The organism is Streptomyces sp. NPDC001700 (assembly GCF_053596435.1).
This window is the reverse complement of record NZ_JBSFGE010000004.1, coordinates 478,533-496,270: the sequence shown is the minus strand read 5'-3', so window position 1 is coordinate 496,270 and position 17,738 is coordinate 478,533. Positions and strand designations below refer to the sequence as shown.

General features: G+C 71.2%; 21 protein-coding genes. 8 read left to right on the top strand and 13 right to left on the bottom strand.

What is annotated here, in order from left to right; translation table 11 throughout:
- Nucleotides 1-3: 3 nt before the first annotated feature.
- The 4 genes from ACWC5C_RS10615 to ACWC5C_RS10600 are packed head-to-tail and all read right to left on the bottom strand — an operon-like array spanning nt 4 to nt 3,888.
- A complete protein-coding gene (locus tag ACWC5C_RS10615; protein WP_450875056.1) occupies nt 4-957 on the bottom strand; it encodes an amidohydrolase family protein in 954 nt (317 codons plus the stop codon).
- Nucleotides 958-979: 22 nt separating this feature from the next.
- Complete coding sequence (gene ligK, locus ACWC5C_RS10610) at nt 980-1,663, bottom strand: 4-carboxy-4-hydroxy-2-oxoadipate aldolase/oxaloacetate decarboxylase (RefSeq protein WP_450875055.1); 684 nt, start codon at nt 1,661-1,663, stop codon at nt 980-982.
- A 24-nt stretch (nt 1,664-1,687) separates the two neighbouring features.
- The gene (locus ACWC5C_RS10605) at nt 1,688-2,713 is read right to left on the bottom strand and encodes an amidohydrolase family protein (protein WP_450875054.1); all 1,026 of its coding nucleotides are present in this window, start codon (nt 2,711-2,713) and stop codon (nt 1,688-1,690) included.
- Nucleotides 2,710-3,888 (bottom strand): 4-oxalomesaconate tautomerase, encoded by a 1,179-nt coding sequence (locus tag ACWC5C_RS10600; protein WP_450875053.1) that lies wholly within the window; start codon nt 3,886-3,888, stop codon nt 2,710-2,712. The genes ACWC5C_RS10605 and ACWC5C_RS10600 overlap by 4 nt, the downstream gene beginning before the upstream one ends.
- Nucleotides 3,889-4,047: 159 nt before the next feature.
- Between ACWC5C_RS10600 and ACWC5C_RS10595 the strand changes: the two genes are divergently transcribed.
- Together ACWC5C_RS10595 and ACWC5C_RS10590 are read left to right on the top strand one after the other, a co-directional pair.
- Entirely contained in the window at nt 4,048-4,668 is a 621-nt protein-coding gene (locus ACWC5C_RS10595; RefSeq protein WP_450875052.1) for a flavin reductase family protein, read from the top strand.
- A 2-nt stretch (nt 4,669-4,670) separates the two neighbouring features.
- Complete coding sequence (locus tag ACWC5C_RS10590; protein WP_450875051.1) at nt 4,671-5,336, top strand: HAD family hydrolase; 666 nt, start codon at nt 4,671-4,673, stop codon at nt 5,334-5,336.
- A gap of 169 nt (nt 5,337-5,505) precedes the next feature.
- On the opposite strand, the gene ACWC5C_RS10585 is transcribed toward ACWC5C_RS10590, so the two are convergent.
- Nucleotides 5,506-6,378, bottom strand: a complete 873-nt coding sequence (locus tag ACWC5C_RS10585) for an undecaprenyl-diphosphate phosphatase (protein ID WP_450875050.1) — start codon at nt 6,376-6,378, stop codon at nt 5,506-5,508.
- Between the two features lie 186 nt (nt 6,379-6,564).
- Nucleotides 6,565-7,269: a TVP38/TMEM64 family protein gene (locus tag ACWC5C_RS10580; protein ID WP_450875049.1), complete on the bottom strand. Its 705-nt coding sequence runs from the start codon at nt 7,267-7,269 to the stop codon at nt 6,565-6,567.
- A 418-nt stretch (nt 7,270-7,687) separates the two neighbouring features.
- Here ACWC5C_RS10580 and tuf point away from each other — a divergent pair, with 418 nt between their 5' ends.
- Both tuf and ACWC5C_RS10570 read left to right on the top strand, forming a co-directional pair.
- Nucleotides 7,688-8,863, top strand: coding sequence for an elongation factor Tu (gene tuf, locus ACWC5C_RS10575; RefSeq protein WP_450875149.1), 1,176 nt, complete (start codon nt 7,688-7,690; stop codon nt 8,861-8,863).
- A 68-nt stretch (nt 8,864-8,931) separates the two neighbouring features.
- Nucleotides 8,932-9,780, top strand: a complete 849-nt coding sequence (locus tag ACWC5C_RS10570) for a spermidine synthase (RefSeq protein ID WP_450875048.1) — start codon at nt 8,932-8,934, stop codon at nt 9,778-9,780.
- 34 nt (nt 9,781-9,814) lie between these two features.
- Here the strand turns inward: ACWC5C_RS10570 and ACWC5C_RS10565 are convergent, their stop codons facing one another.
- Both ACWC5C_RS10565 and ACWC5C_RS10560 read right to left on the bottom strand, forming a co-directional pair.
- Nucleotides 9,815-11,110, bottom strand: a complete 1,296-nt coding sequence (locus ACWC5C_RS10565; protein ID WP_450875047.1) for an MFS transporter — start codon at nt 11,108-11,110, stop codon at nt 9,815-9,817.
- Nucleotides 11,111-11,179: 69 nt separating this feature from the next.
- Entirely contained in the window at nt 11,180-12,304 is a 1,125-nt protein-coding gene (locus ACWC5C_RS10560; protein ID WP_450875046.1) for a hypothetical protein, read from the bottom strand.
- Between the two features lie 84 nt (nt 12,305-12,388).
- Here ACWC5C_RS10560 and ACWC5C_RS10555 point away from each other — a divergent pair, with 84 nt between their 5' ends.
- Nucleotides 12,389-12,841 carry a DUF4442 domain-containing protein gene (locus ACWC5C_RS10555; RefSeq protein WP_450875045.1) on the top strand — a complete coding sequence of 151 codons (453 nt, stop codon included), beginning with the start codon at nt 12,389-12,391 and terminating at the stop codon, nt 12,839-12,841.
- 160 nt (nt 12,842-13,001) lie between these two features.
- Complete coding sequence (locus ACWC5C_RS10550; protein WP_450875044.1) at nt 13,002-13,739, top strand: DedA family protein; 738 nt, start codon at nt 13,002-13,004, stop codon at nt 13,737-13,739.
- A 10-nt stretch (nt 13,740-13,749) separates the two neighbouring features.
- Here ACWC5C_RS10550 and ACWC5C_RS10545 read toward each other — a convergent pair whose 3' ends face one another.
- A complete protein-coding gene (locus ACWC5C_RS10545) occupies nt 13,750-14,295 on the bottom strand; it encodes a gamma carbonic anhydrase family protein (RefSeq protein WP_450875043.1) in 546 nt (181 codons plus the stop codon).
- Nucleotides 14,296-14,339: 44 nt separating this feature from the next.
- Nucleotides 14,340-15,206: an EamA family transporter gene (locus tag ACWC5C_RS10540; RefSeq protein WP_385437453.1), complete on the bottom strand. Its 867-nt coding sequence runs from the start codon at nt 15,204-15,206 to the stop codon at nt 14,340-14,342.
- Between the two features lie 102 nt (nt 15,207-15,308).
- Between ACWC5C_RS10540 and ACWC5C_RS10535 the strand changes: the two genes are divergently transcribed.
- Together ACWC5C_RS10535 and ACWC5C_RS10530 are read left to right on the top strand one after the other, a co-directional pair.
- Nucleotides 15,309-15,881 (top strand): helix-turn-helix domain-containing protein, encoded by a 573-nt coding sequence (locus ACWC5C_RS10535; protein ID WP_385437452.1) that lies wholly within the window; start codon nt 15,309-15,311, stop codon nt 15,879-15,881.
- 44 nt (nt 15,882-15,925) lie between these two features.
- The gene (locus ACWC5C_RS10530; RefSeq protein ID WP_450875042.1) at nt 15,926-16,480 is read left to right on the top strand and encodes a YbaK/EbsC family protein; all 555 of its coding nucleotides are present in this window, start codon (nt 15,926-15,928) and stop codon (nt 16,478-16,480) included.
- Between the two features lie 3 nt (nt 16,481-16,483).
- On the opposite strand, the gene ACWC5C_RS10525 is transcribed toward ACWC5C_RS10530, so the two are convergent.
- The 3 genes from ACWC5C_RS10525 to ACWC5C_RS10515 form a co-directional block, all read right to left on the bottom strand.
- Complete coding sequence (locus ACWC5C_RS10525; protein ID WP_450875041.1) at nt 16,484-16,978, bottom strand: GNAT family N-acetyltransferase; 495 nt, start codon at nt 16,976-16,978, stop codon at nt 16,484-16,486.
- A gap of 41 nt (nt 16,979-17,019) precedes the next feature.
- Complete coding sequence (locus tag ACWC5C_RS10520) at nt 17,020-17,430, bottom strand: CoA-binding protein (protein ID WP_385437450.1); 411 nt, start codon at nt 17,428-17,430, stop codon at nt 17,020-17,022.
- Between the two features lie 98 nt (nt 17,431-17,528).
- Nucleotides 17,529-17,723, bottom strand: a complete 195-nt coding sequence (locus ACWC5C_RS10515) for an MbtH family protein (RefSeq protein ID WP_450875040.1) — start codon at nt 17,721-17,723, stop codon at nt 17,529-17,531.
- Between the last annotated feature and the right edge of the window lie 15 nt (nt 17,724-17,738).

Genomic DNA, 17,738 nt, shown 5'->3' with positions numbered 1-17,738 from the left:
TGGCTACCTTGTCCGAGAAGTGCGATGGGACGTGGGGCAGACAGCCTCGCCCGGCCAGTAGAGCCGCATCGGGTTGTCGACGAGCAGCTTGTGCTGCTGCTCCGTGGTGACCGCCACCTGTGGGACGTAGTCGACCAGAAGCCCGTCATCGGGCATGTGGTCGGTGAGATTCGGATGGGGCCAGTCGGTACCCCACAGCACGAGATCCGGGAATTCCTCGACGGCTCGGCGAGCGAAGGGCACGACATCGGTGTAGGCGTGCCGCTGGCCGTCAAGAGCCGCCGGTCCGGTGGCGCTGAGGCGCTCGGGGCAGGTCACCTTCACCCATACGGTGTTGCGTTCGACGAATCGCAGGAAGCGGGCGAACTCAGGTCCGTTCACCGGTTCGGTGACGTCCGGCCGCCCCATGTGGTCCACCACCAGTGGGGTGGGCAGCGAGGCGAAGTAACCTTCCAGCTCGTGCAGGTCGGCGCTTTCGAAGTAGAGGACGATGTGCCAGCCAAGTGGCGCGATCTTCTCCGCGATGGTGGTCAGGTCGTCCCTGGGCGTGGTGTTGACCAAGCGCCTCAGGAAGTTGAAGCGCACACCGCGCACGCCCGCCGCGTGGAGCCTGTGCAACTCGGCGTCAGTGATGTCCGGACGGCCAGTGGCGATACCCCGTGCCCTGCCGCCGGACGCCTCGACGGCATCGACCATGGCGGTGTTGTCCGCTCCGTGGCAGGTGGCCTGGACGATGACATTGCGGCTGACGCCCAGGTGGTCGCGGAGCGCGAAAAGTTGCTCCTTGCCTCCGTCGCAGGGCGTGTACTTCCGTTCCGGAGCGAAGGGGTATTCGGCCTGTGGGCCGAATACGTGGCAATGGGTGTCGATGGTCCCCGGCGGTAGCGTGAAGGCGGGCTTGGACGGGTTCTGGTACCAGTCCAGCCATCCCGGGGTCTTGGGGGAGTGTGCGCTCACGGGATCTCCTCTGGGGCCGACCTCAGTCGATGTATCGCAGACCGGCGGCCTTGAGCGGTTCGCGCATCGCGTACATGTCGAGGCCGAGTTCCCCCGCGGCGAACCGCCGGCGCTTGTCCGCTTCGCTGGTCTCACGCCGATGGGCCGCTTCGGCGACCGCGCCGACGCGCTCGGCGGGCACGACGACCACGCCGTCGGTGTCCGCGGCCACCACATCGCCAGGGCGGACCATAGCGTTGGCGCAGACAACGGGAACGTTGACCGATCCCAGGGTGGCCTTGACGGTCCCCTTGGAGTTGATCGCCCGGCTGAAGACGGGGAAGTCCATCTCCTCAAGCGCTGCGACGTCGCGGCAGCCACCGTCGATGACCAGGCCCACGCCTCCCCGGGCGCGTACCGACGTGGCCAGGAGTTCACCGAAGAATCCGTCCTCGCACTCGGTGGTGCAGGCTGCCACGAGGACGTCGCCCGGCTGCAGCTGTTCCGCCGCCACGTGCAGCATCCAGTTGTCCCCCGGCTGGAGCAGTACGGTGACGGCTGGACCGCAGAGCTTCGCGCCGGGGTAGACGGGCCGGATGTAGGGGCGCATCAAGCCGCAGCGTCCCATGGCCTCGTGGAGGGTACTGACGCCGAAGGGCGCGAGCGCCTCGACGTCCGGGCGGGGAGGGCGGGTGATGTCGCGGTAGACGACTCCGAGTTCGTGCATGGTCTTGCTGTTCCTTCCGCGGGGTCAGCGTCCCTGCTGTTTCAGCAGTGCGTTCAGGCGTGGGTAGACGGTGCGGGCGTTGCGTTCGTGGATGTCGGCCAGATCGTCAGCGGACAGCCCGGCGTTCTCCGCATAGCGACGGGTGTCGTCGAAGTGGTGGCCTGTCCTCGGATCGATGTCGCGGACGGCGCCGATCATCTCCGAGGCGAAGAGGATGTTCCGGGCAGGGATGACGTCGAACAGGAGGTTGCTGCCCGGCTGGTGGTAGACACAGGTGTCGAAGAAGACGTTGCCCAGCACGTGCTCTTCCAGCGGCGGCTTCTCAAGGGCCATCGCCAGGCCACGGAAGCGGCCCCAGTGATAGGGAACGGCGCCACCGCCGTGGGGGATGATCAGGCGCAACGTGGGGAAGTCGGAGAACAGGTCCCCCTGGACGAGCTGCATGAACACCGTGGTGTCGGCGTTGAGATAGTGCGCGCCGGTGGTGTGGAAGGCGGGGTTCACGCTGGTACTCACGTGAACCATCGCCGGGATGTCGTATTCGACCATCTTCTCGTAGACGGGGTACCACGACCGGTCGGTCAGTGGCGGGGCCGTCCAGTGGCCGCCCGACGGATCGGGATTCAGATTCAGTGCGACGGCCCCGAGATCCTCGACGCACCGGGTGAGTTCCGGGACGCAGGTGGCCGGGTCGACGCCCGGCGACTGGGGGAGCATCGCAGCGGGAACGAAGCGCTCCGGGTACAGCTCGCTGACGCGGAAGCAGAGATCGTTGCAGATGGCCGCCCACTCGGAGGAGGTGCTGAAGTCACCGATGTGGTGGGCCATGAAGGACGCCCGGGGGGAGAAGAGCGTCACGTCGATGCCACGTTCGTCCATCAGGCGCAGCTGGTTCGCCTCGATGCTCTGGCGCAGGTCGTCATCGCTGATGTGCGGATCGGCGCGGCTGGGTGCGACGGCCGGGTCGGTGAGCCCGGCGATCTGCTGATCGCGCCACGTCCCCAGGGCCGGGGGTGCGGTGGTGTAGTGGCCGTGGCAGTCGATGATCAACGCTGTCCCTCCTCGTGGCGCCAGACGCGGTGGGGGACCAGGACGTCGCCAGCCATGATCAGCCGTGCGGTGCGGACCAGGGCCGACTTCGTGACGTGCTGGGTATCGGTCGGGCTCAGGCCGAGTTCGACGGTGAACTCACCGGCCGGGTGCTCCACCGAGACAGTGATGTCAGTGCCGTCGGCAACGGTGGCCATCTCGTGAGCGACCGTGCCGTCCAGCACGCAGGCCGTGGCCACGGTGACCGCGGCGAGGACGCCGATCGACTCGTGGCAGACATGCGGGATGAAGCTGCGGGTGTTGATCGTGCCGCCGCGGACCGGAGGGGAGACGAGCGTCATCTTGGGATAGTTCTTCGCGGTCACGTCGCCGAGCCCCATCAGCGCGCCGCAGGTGAGGCGTAGAGCTTCCAAGCGGTCCCTCAGTTCCTTGTCGACGTTCAGAGCGGCGACGGACTCGTGGCCGGTGCGATGGAGGTCGGAGGCGTCGACGATCACCAGTGGCTGCCCGTTGTCGACGCAGGTGACATCGACGGGCCCGATGCCCTCGACCGCGACGCGGTCGCGGGTGCGGCCCGTGGGCAGCAGAGCCGAGCAGACGGAGCCCGCGGTGTCGAGGAAGTTGATCGTGATGGGCGCCGCCGTACCGCGAACGCCGTCGATACGGGTGTCGCCCGCGTAGTCGACGTAACGGCCCGATTCGCCTTCCGGTGTACGGACGGTGATCTCGGCGACCAGCCCGGTGTTCAGGGTGAGTACGCGTGCCGTGGTCGTGTCGCCTTCCGGGACGAGCAGACCGGACTCGATGGCGAAGGGTACGACGGCCGCCAGCATATTGCCGCAGTTGGGTGTGGTGTCGACGCTATCGCTGCCGGGTTGCAGCTGTGCGAACTGGAAGTCGAGATCCGTGTCCGCTCGACTGCTGGGTCCGACGATGCCGGCCTTGCTGGTCAACGGGTTCGCGCCGCCCAAGCCGTCAAGCTGACGAGGATCGGGCGACCCCATGGCCGCCAGAAGCACCGCGTCACGCGCGGCGCGATCCGACGGCATGTCGTCGGCGCGGAAGAAGGGCCCCCGAGAAGTGCCGCCACGCATGAACCAGCAGGGAACCGCCACCTGGCTGCCTCGCAGCCGGGGAGGTGGACTCCCGGCAGGCGGGGACGTCGTGGGCTGCACGATTGCTCTCCTCTCGGTGTGATGTTGCCCGTCAACCTAACTGTCGGCGATATTGTTAACAATATGGCTGACGAAAAAACTTTGGTCGCGGACCAGCCGTAGGTGATGCGCCCCTGGGCCCTGCCGACCTGTGCCCGACGCCAGCGGATACTGGGGCGTATGCGTATCGACTTTGATCCTCAGACCGTCGGCCGGAACCCGTTCTACAAGCTGCTGACCTCGGTCGTCGTGCCCCGGCCCATCGCCTGGGTGTCCACCATCAACCCGGACACGCAGTCCGCGAATCTCGCGCCGCACTCCTTCTTCACCGTCGCCTGCGTGTCGCCGCCCGTCGTGCAGTTCACCTCCGTCGGGCGGAAGGACTCGCTGCGCAATGTGGAGGAGACCGGGGAGTTCGTGGTGAACCTCGCGCCGGAGCGGATGTTCGAGACGATCAATGGGACGGCTACGGACTTTCCGCGCGGGGTGAGCGAGTTCGAGGCGGTGGGGGTCGCGCGGGAGGAGAGCGTGCGGGTGCGGCCGCCGAGGGTGGCGGAGTCGCCGGTGGCGCTGGAGTGCGAGCTGCACAGCACCGTGCTGCTCGGGGACTCGACGGTGGTGTTCGGGCGGGTGGTGCATGCCGCGGTCGACGACGGGGTGATGGTCGACGGGCATCCGGAGGTCGGCAGGCTGCGGCCGCTGGCGCGGCTGGGGAAGAACGAGTGGGGGACGGTCGGCGAGGTACTGGAGATCGAGCGGGTCCGGTACGCGGAGTGGGCGGCGGGGGAGAAGGAGGCGTAGCGGTGATCGAGGTGGTGGCCTTCGACGTCGGTTCCACCCTGGTCCGGGAGGACCGCTACTGGGCCGCGTGGGCCGACTGGCTCGGCGTGCCCCGGCATACGCTGTCCGCCCTGGTGGGGGCCGTGGTCGCGCAGGGGCGGGACGACTCGGACGCGATCCGGCTGGCGAAGCCGGGGGTGGATGTCGACGCGGAGCGCCGGGCGTGGGACGCGTCGGCGCGGGCGGACTGGCTGGAGGAGCGCGATCTGTATCCGGACGCGCGGCCCGCGCTCGGGGCGCTGCGTGCGCTGGGGGTACGGATCGTGGTGGCCGGGAACCAGCCGGTGCGTACGGGGGAGCTGCTGCGCGGGCTGGAGCTGCCGGTGGACGCCATCGCGACGTCCGGCGAGTGGGGCGTGGCCAAGCCCGATCCGGGGTTCTTCGAGCGGGTCGTCGCGCTCGGCGGGGCCGCGCCGGACCGGACGCTGTATGTGGGCGACCATCCGGTGTTCGACGTCCGGGCGGCGCGGGCCGCCGGGCTGCGCGCCGCCCACCTCCGCCGGGGGCCCTGGGGGCACCTGTGGGCTGCCAGCGATGACGTGGCGCGGGCGGACTGGCGGATCTCGGAGTTGGGGGAGCTGGTCGAGCTGATGGGCTCCAGCTCAGGGGAGAGGTCGTACGGAGTGTGATGCATTCACACCCCGCGTGAACGGAGTGCTTGCATATATCTATCGCACACCCTCCCGCCACGCGTCCCGTGGCGGTTGACTCATCACATACCGCTCAGGGGGCGCCAGACCTGAGCGAAGGGGCCGCCGGACCTCCTCCCTCCTCGGCCGGCGGCCCATCCCCCATACGTCAGCCCGCGGACTCGGCCGCGTGCGCGCTCAGCACGTCGAAGCCGATCAGGGCGAAGAGCAGCAGGCCCAGCAGGATGCGGTAGATCACGAACGGCATGAAGCTCTTGGTGGAGATGAACTTCATGAACCAGGCGATGACGGCGTAGCCGACGACGAAGGCGATGACGGTCGCGAAGAGCGTCGGACCCCACTCGGTGTGTCCCTCGGACGCGTCCTTCAGCTCGAAGAGTCCGGAGGCCAGGACGGCCGGGACGGCGAGGAGGAAGGAGTAGCGGGCCGCGGCCTCGCGGGTGTAGCCCATGAGCAGGCCACCGCTGATGGTCGCGCCGGACCGGGAAACACCGGGGACGAGCGCCATCGCCTGGCATATGCCGAAGATCAGGCCGTCCCGGACGCTCAGCTCCTGCAGCGACTTGCGCTGCTTGGCGACACGGTGCTTGCCGCCCGTCTCGTCGCGGGCGGCGAGCCGGTCCGCGAAGCCGAGCACGACGCCCATGACGACGAGGGTGGTGGCGATGAGCCGCAGATCGCGGAACGGGCCCTCGATGGCGTCCTGGAGTGTGAGGCCGAGCACACCGATGGGTATCGAGCCGACGATCACCAGCCAGCCCATCTGGGCATCGTGATCGCCGCGCCACTCCTTGTTGAACAAGGAGCGGAACCAGGCGCTCACGATCCGGGCTATGTCCTTGCGGAAGTAGATGAGCACCGCCAGCTCGGTGCCGATCTGGGTGATCGCGGTGAAGGCGGGACCAGGGTCGTTCCAGCCCGCGAAGGCGGCGGTGAGGCGCAGATGGGCGCTGGAGGAGATCGGAAGAAACTCGGTCAGCCCCTGGACCAGCCCGAGGATGAATGATTCAAACCACGACATTGCGTCTACGCTATCCAAAGGCTGATCATGCGCTGCTCCGGGGCATGCCGGAACAGGCGGGGCGGCCGAGGTGAAGGTCGGTGGCCGGGGTTCGGCAACCGGTTGTGGTGGCAGCGTAGCGTCCCTGGGGGAACGGCCTGCCAAGGGCCCGGTCCGAAGGCCGTTTTAGCCGTGTGGGTCATCAACTCACGCCCGCCGCAAGCGGCCGCGCTTGCGCCAGGCCACGACCACCCCGCCGAGAGCGGGTACGGCGATACAGGCCAGCGCGATGAGGAAGACGGGCGAGGTGGGTGTGGCGGCGTGGCCGCCCGCCACCACGTACGCCGCCGTGTTCGGCACACAGCCGAGCCCGGTCGCCAGCAGGAACGCGGGCCAGCCCATCCGCGAGACCGCCGCGCAGTAGTTCGCGGCGGCGAACGGCACACCCGGGAAGAGCCGGATCGCCAGCATCGAGCGGAAGCCGTGCCGACTGAGCTGCCGGTCGGCCGCGCCCAGCCAGCGGCCCCGCAGCAGTGGGCGCAGCGCGTCCTGCCCCAGCAGTCTGCCCAGGCCGAACGAGATCCCGGCGCCGAGCACCGTTCCGGCGACGGCCGCCGCGAGGCCGACCTGGGCGCCGAGGAGCACACCCGCCGCCAGGTTCAGCAGCGGCCGGGGCACCAGCGCGGCGGTGCACAGCCCGTACGCGGCCGCGAACAGCACCACGGCCGCCGGGCCCGACAGCTGCAGCGGCCAGCCGTCCGCCAGTAGCCGGTGCGGCTGCCACACCCACACCGCGGTCGCGGCACCGGCCAGCAGCGCGGCGAGCAGCCCCAGCCGTGACCACGGCGAGAGCAGCACGGCGCGGGCGCGGCGCACGGCCGGTTTCGGGGCGGGGACGGCTACGTCGAGCATCGGGGGAGCGTAACCGACCGGGCCACGGGCGCGCTGTGATGTCGTTCGCTCGTCGGCTGGTTGTCGCCCGGCCGATACACCCGGGCGCGTCCCAGGGGTTCGCACCCACCACACCGGCCCCGCGCGCCACGAAAACCATTCGACGGTGACCGAACAGTGCGCAATGATCACGGCATGTTCCGGTATGCCTTCCTCATGACGACGTCCGCGGTCGCGGATGCTCCGAAGGCTGCCGCCATCTTCTCCGACGTCGCCGCCACCGTCGTGGCCGTGACAGCCGCCCCCGCCGACGGCGCCCGAAGCTGACCCTCCTCGGACCACTCCGACGGACCCCGCAGGGGAGGGTCGGCCAGGCACTGGGGTCCGCGCTTCCCTTGTCGTTCCGAGGAGGAACAGCCGCATGTCCGCCACGTCCAAGATGCCCAAGCAGGCCTACGCGCGCACCAAGCCGCATCTGAACATCGGCACCATGGGCCACGTCGACCACGGCAAGACCACGCTCACCGCCGCCATCACCAAGGTCCTCAGCGAGCGCGGCTCCGGCGGCACCTATGTGCCGTTCGACCGCATCGACCGGGCGCCGGAGGAGGCCGCGCGCGGCATCACCATCAACATCGCGCACGTCGAGTACGAGACCGACACCCGGCACTACGCGCACGTCGACATGCCCGGCCACGCCGACTTCATCAAGAACATGGTGACCGGCGCGGCCCAGCTCGACGGCGCCATCCTCGTCGTCTCCGCGCTCGACGGCGTCATGCCGCAGACCGCCGAACACGTGCTGCTCGCCCGGCAGGTGGGGGTCGACCACATCGTCGTCGCCCTCAACAAGGCCGACGCGGGCGACCCCGAACTCACCGACCTGGTCGAGCTGGAGGTGCGCGACCTGCTGTCCGCGCACGGCTATCCCGGCGAGACCACGCCCGTCGTACGGGTCTCCGGGCTGCGCGCGCTGGACGGCGACCCGCGGTGGACCGGCGCGATCGAGGCGCTGCTCGACGCCGTCGACATCTACGTACCGACGCCGGTGCGCTACACCGACGCCCCGTTCCTGCTGCCGGTGGAGAACGTACTCACCATCACGGGGCGCGGCACGGTGGTCACCGGCGCCATCGAGCGCGGCACGGTGCGCGTCGGCGACCGCGTCGAGGTGCTCGGCGCGGACGTGACGACGGTCGTCACCGGCGTCGAGACGTTCGGCAAACCCATGGAGTCCGCCGAGGCGGGCGACAACGTGGCGCTGCTGCTGCGCGGGGTGGCCCGGGACGCGGTGCGCCGTGGCGATGTGGTCGCGGCGCCCGGCAGCGTCGTGCCCCGGCGGCGCTTCACCGCGAGCGTGTACGTGCTGTCGGCGGCCGAGGGCGGCCGCCGCACCCCGGTGGTCACCGGCTACCGGCCGCAGTTCTACCTCCGTACGGCCGATGTGGTCGGCGAGGTGGACCTCGGCGCCGCCGGGGTGGCCCGGCCCGGTGACACCGTCACCCTGGCGGTGGAGCTGGGCCGCGCGGTGCCGCTGGAGCCGGGGCTCGGCTTCGCGATCCGCGAGGGCGGCCGCACGGTGGGCGCGGGCACGGTGCTCACCGTCCAGCCGTAGGGGCCGGTGCCCGCTCGCCCACCCCGCCCGGGGCGGGCGAGCGGGAGCCGGGACGGCACAATGGGACGGTGAACGAGCCGATACCCGTGACCCGGGCCGTGGACCACGGCACCGCCAAGCTGATGCCGGACATCGACCGCCCGCGCGCCTGGCTGCTCACGGTGGACGGCGCACCCCAGTCGTACGTCGACCTGGACGACCCCGGCCATCTGGAGTTCGAGTACGCGCGACGGCTCGGTCACGTCCTCGACGAGGCGGGCGGGACCGGCGCGCCCCTCGACGCCCTGCACCTGGGCGGCGGGGCGCTGACCCTGCCCCGCTATCTGGCCGCCACCCGGCCCGGCTCCCGGCAGCAGGTCATCGAGGCCGACGGCGGGCTGCTGGAACTGGTCGCCGAGCGACTGCCGCTGCCGCCGGGCGGCGCGGGCATCACCGTGCGCCTGGCGGACGCCCGCGCCGCGCTGGAGGCCGCGCCCGAGGCGTCCGCCGATGTCATCGTGGCCGATGTGTTCGGCGGCTCGCGGGTGCCCGCGCACCTCACGTCGGTCGCGTACGCGCGCGCCGCGGCCCGGGCGCTGCGCCCCGGGGGCTGCTATATGGCCAACCTCGCCGACAGCGCGCCGTTCACCTTCCTCCGCTCCCAACTGGCCACGTTCCGCGCCGTGTTCGTGGAGGTGTGCCTGATCGCGGAGCCCGCGGTGCTGCGCGGCCGCCGGTTCGGGAACGCGGTGCTGGTGGCGTCGCAGGGCGAGTTGCCGGTGGGGGCGCTGGCGCGGCGTACCGCGGCCGACGCGTTCCCGGCGCGGGTGGAGTACGGGGCGGCGCTGGAGCGGTTCATCGGCGACGCGGTGCCGGTGCGGGACGAGGACGCGGTGCCGTCGCCGGAGCCGCCGGGCGGCGCGTTCAGCGTCGGCTGACGGTACGGCGGCGGGCGCCACGTACAAGCGGCCCTCAGAGCTTCTCCGGCGCCGCCAACGGCGCGGTGACGGGCGTCCCCTCCGCCACCGGCTCCGGCTCGCGGCGCCGCAGCTGGCGTACGTCCGGTACGCACAGCACCGCGAGCGTCAGCAGCAGGATCAGCGCCGAGCTGCCCCACAGCGCGGCCGACCGCCCGAAGGCGCTCTCGGCCGGGCCCGCGAGGGCGGTGGCGAGGGGGACCATGGCGATGGAGCCCAGCCAGTCGTACGCCGCCACCCGCGACAGCTTGTCCTCGGGGATCTCCTGGTGCAGCGCGGTCATCCAGGACACCCCGAACACCTCGACCGACGCCCCGGCGACGAACATCACCGCGCACAGCCAGGGCACGGACAGCGGGACGGCGAGCGCGGCCGACGGCAGGGCGAACGGCAGGACGCACAGGCTGCCCGCGAGCAGGAGCCGCCGTGGTCTCCAGCGCATCATCGTCAGCCCGCCGACGACGGTTCCCGCGCCGAACGCCGCGAGCGCGAGTCCCCAGGGCCGTGCGCCGCCCAGATGTTCCTCGGCGATCAGTGGCCCGTACACCGCCTCTGCCGCGGCCACCACGGCGTTGACGACCGAGAACTGCACCACGATGGCCCACAGCCACGGCCGTCCGATGAACTCCCGCCAGCCCTCGCGCAGATCGCGCAGCATGCCGCCGCCGGGCTCGCGCGGTGCGATGTGGCTGACGTCGAGCAGCCCGCGCAGCGCTCCGGCCGCGGCGAAGGCGACGGCGTCGATGGCCAGCACCCAGCCCGGTCCGACGATCGCCACCAGCGCGCCGCCCAGCGCGGCACCGCCGATCTGCGAGCCGTGGGTGCCGACGCGGAACAACGCGAAGGCGCGGGCGGACTGTTCGGCGGTGACGCTGGAGAGCAGCATGCCCTCGGAGGCGGGGCCGAAGAACGCCTGCCCGATGCCGCCGAGCGCGGCGAGCACGGCCATCTGCCACAGCCGCGCCTCACCGGTGAGCACGAGCACCGCGAAGACGCCCTGCGAGGCGCAGTTGAGGGTGTTGGCCGCGACCATCACCCGGTGCCGCGGCAGCCGGTCCGCCAGCGCGCCGCCGATCAGCAGGAAGGCGACGAGCGGGAGGGTGCGGGCCGCGGCGACGAGCCCGACGTCGCCGCTGTCCCCGCCCGCGTCCAGGACCGCGAACGCCGCCGCGATGAGGGCCCCGGCGTTTCCGAGGCCCGTCACCACCGCGGCGGCGGTCAGCAGCGTGTAGTTGCGGCCCGCCCAGGCGGGGCGGAGCGACGGGGGACGCGAGGCCGGGGGAGTGGTCACGCAGCGGACTATTCCCGGGGGCGGGCCCCGGCGTCCAACCCAATTCCGGCCGCGCCCATCAGCTGGTGACTATCCCTCGGACTCCACCGGGCGCAGGCTGCTCATGATTTTCTTGATGGTGGCGTCCGGGACCTCGTCCTTGACGCCCTTGGCGGAGTAGAGCACCCAGGTCGCGAAGTCGCCGTTGATGTCCGTGTAGGTGACGGTGACCGCCTTGCCGTCGGTGACGCACTTGTCGGTCTTCTTGACGCCGGTGACCGTCGCCGTGGAGGTGTAGCCCTTGAGCCCGTGGGCGCTCTTGAACGGCTTGGGCTCGGTGACCTTGCGGGTGCCGGTCTCCTTCTGGTCGAAGCCGGCGAAGACCCAGTTCTCGGCCTCGACCTTGGCGGCGTCGGCCTCGGTCTTGGCGCCCTGCGCGCCCTTGGTGCCTGCCCCGGCGATGCCGCTGGTGTTCTCCTCGCCGTCCTCGTCCTTGACGGTGCAGGCGTTTTCCTTGTACTTGGCCGGGGCGGACATGATGACGAGCGGGTTGCCCTTGTCGTCCTCGAAGCCGATGCTCAGATCCGGCTTCTGCACCGCCCAGTTCGCGGGCACGTCGAACGCGTCGTGCCGCTTGGGGCTGACGACCGTCTGCCAGCCGGGGATGACCGGCTTCACCTCGGTCGCGTCGCCACCGGCGCGCGGGTTGTCCTCGTCGCCCCCGGCGGAGGGGTCCTCGGCCGGGGCGGACGAGGACGCGGGGGCGGAGGGCTTCTTGTCGTCCTTCGCCTGTTCGTCCTTGCCGTCGTCCTGGTTCAGGACGACGACGCCGGTGATCACGGCCGCCGCGACGACCGCCACCGCGGCGACGATCGCGATGGTCGCCGTGCGCTTCTTCTTGTCCTGCGGCGGCTGCGGCGCCCCGGCCGGTCCGGAGGGCGTATTCCAGCCGTGTGCGGGCTGGTTCTGCGGGTGCCCGTAACCCGGCTGCTGTCCCGGCTGGCCGGGGTAGCCCGGCTGTGGCTGCTGATACGGATTCGGCTGCTGCTGTCCCTGCTGCCCGTACCCCGGCTGCTGGTTGCCCTGCTGTCCGTACCCCTGCTGCCCGTAACCCGGCTGCTGGTATGGGTTGGGCTGTTGGTACCCCGGTTGCTGATAGGGGTTCTGATCCTGCGGGTTCTGCTCGCCCCCGGGCGGCTGCTGTCCTGGCCACATGGCCGATAACGATAGATGGGGTCGCCGACAGCGGCTACGGCCGCCCCTTCCCCGGATTTGCTACCCAGTGGTAACTTCCCCGGTATGTCAGAGACCCTGCCCTCCATCGGCGACATGCTCGCGGCCACCGTGCCCATGGTGCGCACCCTGAACCTGGAGTTCGTCGAGGCGTCGCCCGAACGCGCCGTGGTGCGCCTGCCCGACCAGCCCGACTTCCACAACCACGTCGGCGGACCGCACGCGGGGGCGATGTTCACGCTGGCCGAATCCGCGTCCGGCGCGGTCGTGCTCGCCGCCTTCGGCGACCAGCTCCAGCGCGCCGTGCCGCTGGCCGTGCGCGCCGAGATCGACTACAAGAAGCTGGCCAAGGGCCCGGTCACCGCGACCGCCCGGCTCGGCCGCCCGGCGGCCGAGGTGGTGGCCGGACTCGACGCGGGCGAGCGCCCCGAATTCCCCGTACGGATCGAGATCACGCGCGAGGACGGAGCGGTCACCGGGGAGATGTCCATCACCTGGACGCTGCGTCCGAAGGACTGAGACGCGCTCTCCCGCCGCCCGTACGGGCCCCTCCCGCGAGCCGACGTGGCCGGGAGCATCCATCGTGGAATGTGGCGACCGCGCCGATTGAGTACGCTTCCCGGGTGCGCTCGATCGGGCGTGCGCCGACAAGGGATCGGCATACGGGAGGGAACCGGCGTTGCACATCGAGGAATGGCTTGAGACCGTACCCGCGATCAGTGTGTATCTGCTCGTCGGCCTGGTCATCGGCCTCGAAAGCCTGGGCATCCCGCTCCCCGGAGAGATCGTCCTCGTCAGCGCCTCGCTGCTGGCCGCCTCCCAGGACCACATCAACCCCTACATCCTCGGTGGCTGCGCCATCGCGGGAGCCGTGATCGGCGACTCGATCGGCTATCTGATCGGGCGCAGGGGCGGTCAGCCCCTGCTCGCCTGGCTGGCCCGTAAATTCCCCAAGCACTTCGGCGCCGAGCAGGTGGCGACCGCCGAGCGGTCCTTCCAGAAGTGGGGCATGTGGGCGGTCTTCGTGGGCCGCTTCATAGCGCTGCTGCGCATCTTCGCGGGTCCGCTCGCCGGGGTGCTGCGCATGCCGTACTGGAAGTTCGCCATCGCCAACGTGCTCGGTGGCATCGTCTGGGCGGGCGGCACCACCGCGGTCATCTACTCCGTCGGGAAGGTCGCCGAGGACTGGCTCAAGCGCTTCTCCTGGCTCGGGCTCGTCCTCGCGCTGTGCTTCGGCCTCGGCTCGATGCTGCTGATGAAGTGGCGCTCGAAGAAGGCCCACGCGGCCCGGGAGGCCCAGCAGCCGGTGGCGGCGGCCGAGGCTGGACCCGAGGCCGTCAAGGCTGGATCTCAGGCTGGGGCCGCCAAGGCCGGAGCCGGGGCGGCCGAGCCGGAGCGCGTCCCGGCCGCCGAGTAGCCGCTACCGCTCACTCCTGCCTGGCCCGCTCCTCCGCCGCGGCGCGGTGGTGGCGGGCCAGCTCCACATAGCCGTCGGCGTTGAGCCGGACATGCTCCCGCTCCTCGTCGGTCAGCTCGCGCCTGACCTTCGCCGGAACGCCCGCGACCAGCGAGCCCGGCGGCACCCGCATCCCCTGCGGGACCAGCGCCTGGGCCGCGATCAGCGAGCCCGCGCCGATGTGCGCGCCGTTCAGCACCGTGGCGCCCATGCCGACCAGGACGTCGTCCTCGACGGTGCAGCCGTGCAGCACCGCGTTGTGGCCCACGGTCACCCGCTCGCCGACGGTGGCCGGGAAGCCGGGGTCGGCGTGCACGGTGCAGTTGTCCTGGATGTTGCTCTGCGTGCCCACGCTGATCGGCGCGGTGTCTCCGCGCAGCACCGCGTGGTACCAGACGCTCGCTCCCGTGGCCACCGACACATCGCCGATCACCACGGACGTCGGGGCGATGAACGCCTCCGGATCGACCTTCGGCTCCTTGCCGCCCACGCCCGCGATCAGTGCCCGCTCCGCCACCGCTGTCTCCTCCGGGTTCGTAACTCTCGCCGTCTCCCGGCACGTTAGCCCGTCGTCAGCAGCACACTGCCCACCAGGGCGAGCCCGGCGCCGGTCGCCTGCACCGCGCGCAGCCGCTCGCCCAGCAGGACGCGGGCGGCGAGCGAGGTCACCACGGGGTACAGCGAGGCGAGGACGGCGGCGATGGTGACCGGCCCCGAGTGGGCGGCCAGGTTGTACGTGCCGTTGGCGGCGACGTCGGCCAGCCCCACGAAGGCGAGTGCGGGCAGTGACGCCACGACGACGCGCATGCCGCCCTCGGGCAGCGCGCGGGTGCCGCGCCGAACCGAGATCAGCAGCGCGGTGCCGCCGACCACCACGTTGCACACCCGCTGTGTGAACAGCGCGAGGAAGAGCCCGGTCAGGGTGGTGGACGCCTCGGCGATCAGCGCCATCACCGAGCCGAAGCCCAGCGCGGCGACCAGGGTGAGCAGCAGGGTCTGCCGCTGGACGGGCGTGCCGCCGGTCTGCGGCCCCCCGGCCAGGACCACCCCGGCCACCGCCACCACGATCCCGGCCAGCTGGAGCAGCCCGGGCCGCTCGCCGAGCACGACCGCGACCGCGAGCGGCACCATGACCCCGCCCAGGGCGCCGAGCGGGGAGACGACGCCCATCGGGCCGAGCGCGAGCGCGCGGTAGAAGCAGAGCATGGCGGCCGGGCCCACCACGCCCGCCGCCGCGGCGAACCACAGCTGCGGCCCGGCCTCGGACCAGCCGCCGGTGGCCACCACGATCGCGCCGAGCACGGTCACCGCGATGATCTGCGAGACGACGACCACCGTGAGCGCGGGGGTGCGCCGGGTGAGCAGCCCTCCGCCGAAGTCGGCCAGCCCCCACATCAGGCTGGTGGCGAGTGCGAAGAGTGCGGACATGGAGGGACCTCGCCGTACAGTGTGATGGACGCTGGAGTACACCCCACCGTAGTTCACTATGCTCGACTTCGCCATTCACCATATTGGACTGGACTGGATTCTGTGACGGACCTCGATCAGCTCACGCAGTCGCTCGCCCGCAACCTCAAGCGCTGGCGCAACGAACGCGGCTACACCCTCGACGCCCTCGCGGCCCGCGCCGGGGTCAGCCGGGGCATGATCATCCAGATTGAGCAGGCCCGTACGAACCCCAGTGTCGGCATCACCGTGAAGCTCGCCGACGCGCTCGGCGTGAGCATCACGACGCTGCTCGACTACGAACAGGGCCCCCAGGTGACCTTCGTCCCCGCCGACCAGGCCGTACGGATGTGGTCCACCGAGGCGGGCAGCTACACCGCGCTGCTGGTGGGCACCGAGGCGAGGGGGCCGCTGGAGATGTGGGAGTGGCGGCTGATGCCCGGCGACGGCAGCGAGTCCGACCCGCACCCGGCCGGGACGTACGAGCTGCTGCGGGTGACGGCGGGCGAGCTGACCCTCGTCATCGGGGACCGGGAGCACACCGTGCCGACCGGTACCTCGGCCGCCTTCGAGGCCAACACCCCGCACACCTACCGCAACGACGGCGAGGTACCGGTGGAGATGACCATGGCCGTCTCGGTGCCGCCCGCCCGCTGAAACCCGGGCCTGCGCACCCCTCCCGGCCTGCTAGTTTGAGCCGTATGAGTACCCCGATGGACGCCTTCGACGAGGTCCGTCCCGCCGTGGAATGCCTGGACCTGCTGACCGCCCCGGTCGCCGGCGCGCTGCGCGACTGGCGCGGCGCCGAGCCCGTGGAGCAGGTGCTGTACGTGGACACCGACCCGGACAAGGCCGACACCGCCGTGCTGGTCGAGAACTACGGCGCCTGGCTGCTGGAGCAGTCCGCCAACTGCGTCGTGGTGGCCGGGAAGCGGGGCGGCGAGGTCACGCTCGCCGCGTGCCTGGTCCTCGCCCACACCCGCGCGGACGTCAACGGTGTGGTACGCCGCCAGCTGGGCGCCCGTAAGGCGTCGTTCGCGCCGATCGAGACGGCGACCGGCGAGAGCGGCATGGAGTTCGGCGGCATCACCCCGATCGGGCTGCCCGCCGACTGGCCGCTGCTGCTGGATGCCGCCGTCGCCGACATCCCGTACGCGCTCATCGGCAGCGGCAGCCGCCGGGGCAAGCTCATCGTGCCGGGCAAGGTGCTGGCCGGGCTGCCCGGCGCGGTCGTCCTGGAGGGGCTCGGCGCGTAGCGGTCAGCCCCGGCGCTGGGACAGATCCAGCGACAGCGCGGTGGAGTGCTCGGCGAAGCCGAGGCTCCGGTACAGCCGCTCGGCGTCGTCCGTGGCGTGCAGATCGACCCGGGTGACGCCCTGCCCGGCGAACCAGTCGAGCAGCGCCTCCGTCGTGGCGCGCGCGTAACCGCGGCCCTGGTAGCGGGGGTCGGTGCACACGTTGAAGATGAATCCGAAGCGCCCGGTGGGATGGATCGGCGCGGGCAGCCGCTCCTCCAGCCGCCCCATCGCGCACGCCCCCAGATGCGGGCCGCCGGGCTCGTCTGTGAGATCGCCGTCCACGACGAACGCCCCGAGCGCCCGCTCCGGCTCGTTCAACTGACGCCGTGCGATCTCCTCGGCCCGCGCCTCCCACGGCCCCGGCTCGTCCTCGCCGCGCATCGCCTGGAACATCAGCCGCCGCAGCCGGACCAGTTCGGCGGCGTCGTCGGGGCGGGCGGCCCGTATGCGGATCATGGAGCGAAGCTATCCGCCGGGCCGTGCCGCGCCCAAACGGTTTACCCGCCCAGCCGTGGGATCTCGATGGCCGGGCAGCGGTCCATGACCATCTCCAGGCCCGCCGCGCGGGTGCGCTCGTACGCCGCCGGGTCGATGACGCCGAGCTGGAACCACACCGCCTTGGCGCCGATCTCCACCGCCTGGTCGGCGATGGGCCCGGCCAGGTCGGAGTTGACGAACACGTCGACCACGTCGACGGGGAACGGGATCTCGGCGAGCGTGGCATAGCCGGGCTCGCCGAGGACCGGTTCGGCCTTCGGGTGCACGGGTACGACGCGCTTGCCGTGGCGCTGGAGCACCCCGGCCACGCCGTAGGCCGCGCGGGCCTGGTTGTTGGACAGGCCGACGACGGCCCAGGTGTCGCCCAGCTCGCGCAGGATCGTGCGGACCGTCGCTGCGTCGCCGTACATGGGGGCCTCCTGCGGGTGCGGTGTCCGGTGTCCATGGTCCTGTGTCCACGGGCGGAAACGGACACCGCGCCCCGGAGATTCCCTGACCGGGGGAGGGGTCAGGAGGCCATGCGCTCGCGCAGGCTGCGGGGCCTCATGTCGGTCCACACCTCGTCGACGTAGGCGGAGCACTCGTCCTTGGTGCCCTCCTTGCCGACGGTCTGCCAGCCGTCGGGGACGTCGAGGTCGGCGGGCCACAGGGAGTACTGGTCCTCGTCGTTGCGGAGCACCTGGTAGCGGGCGTTGTCGTCCATGAGTTTTCTCCTGTC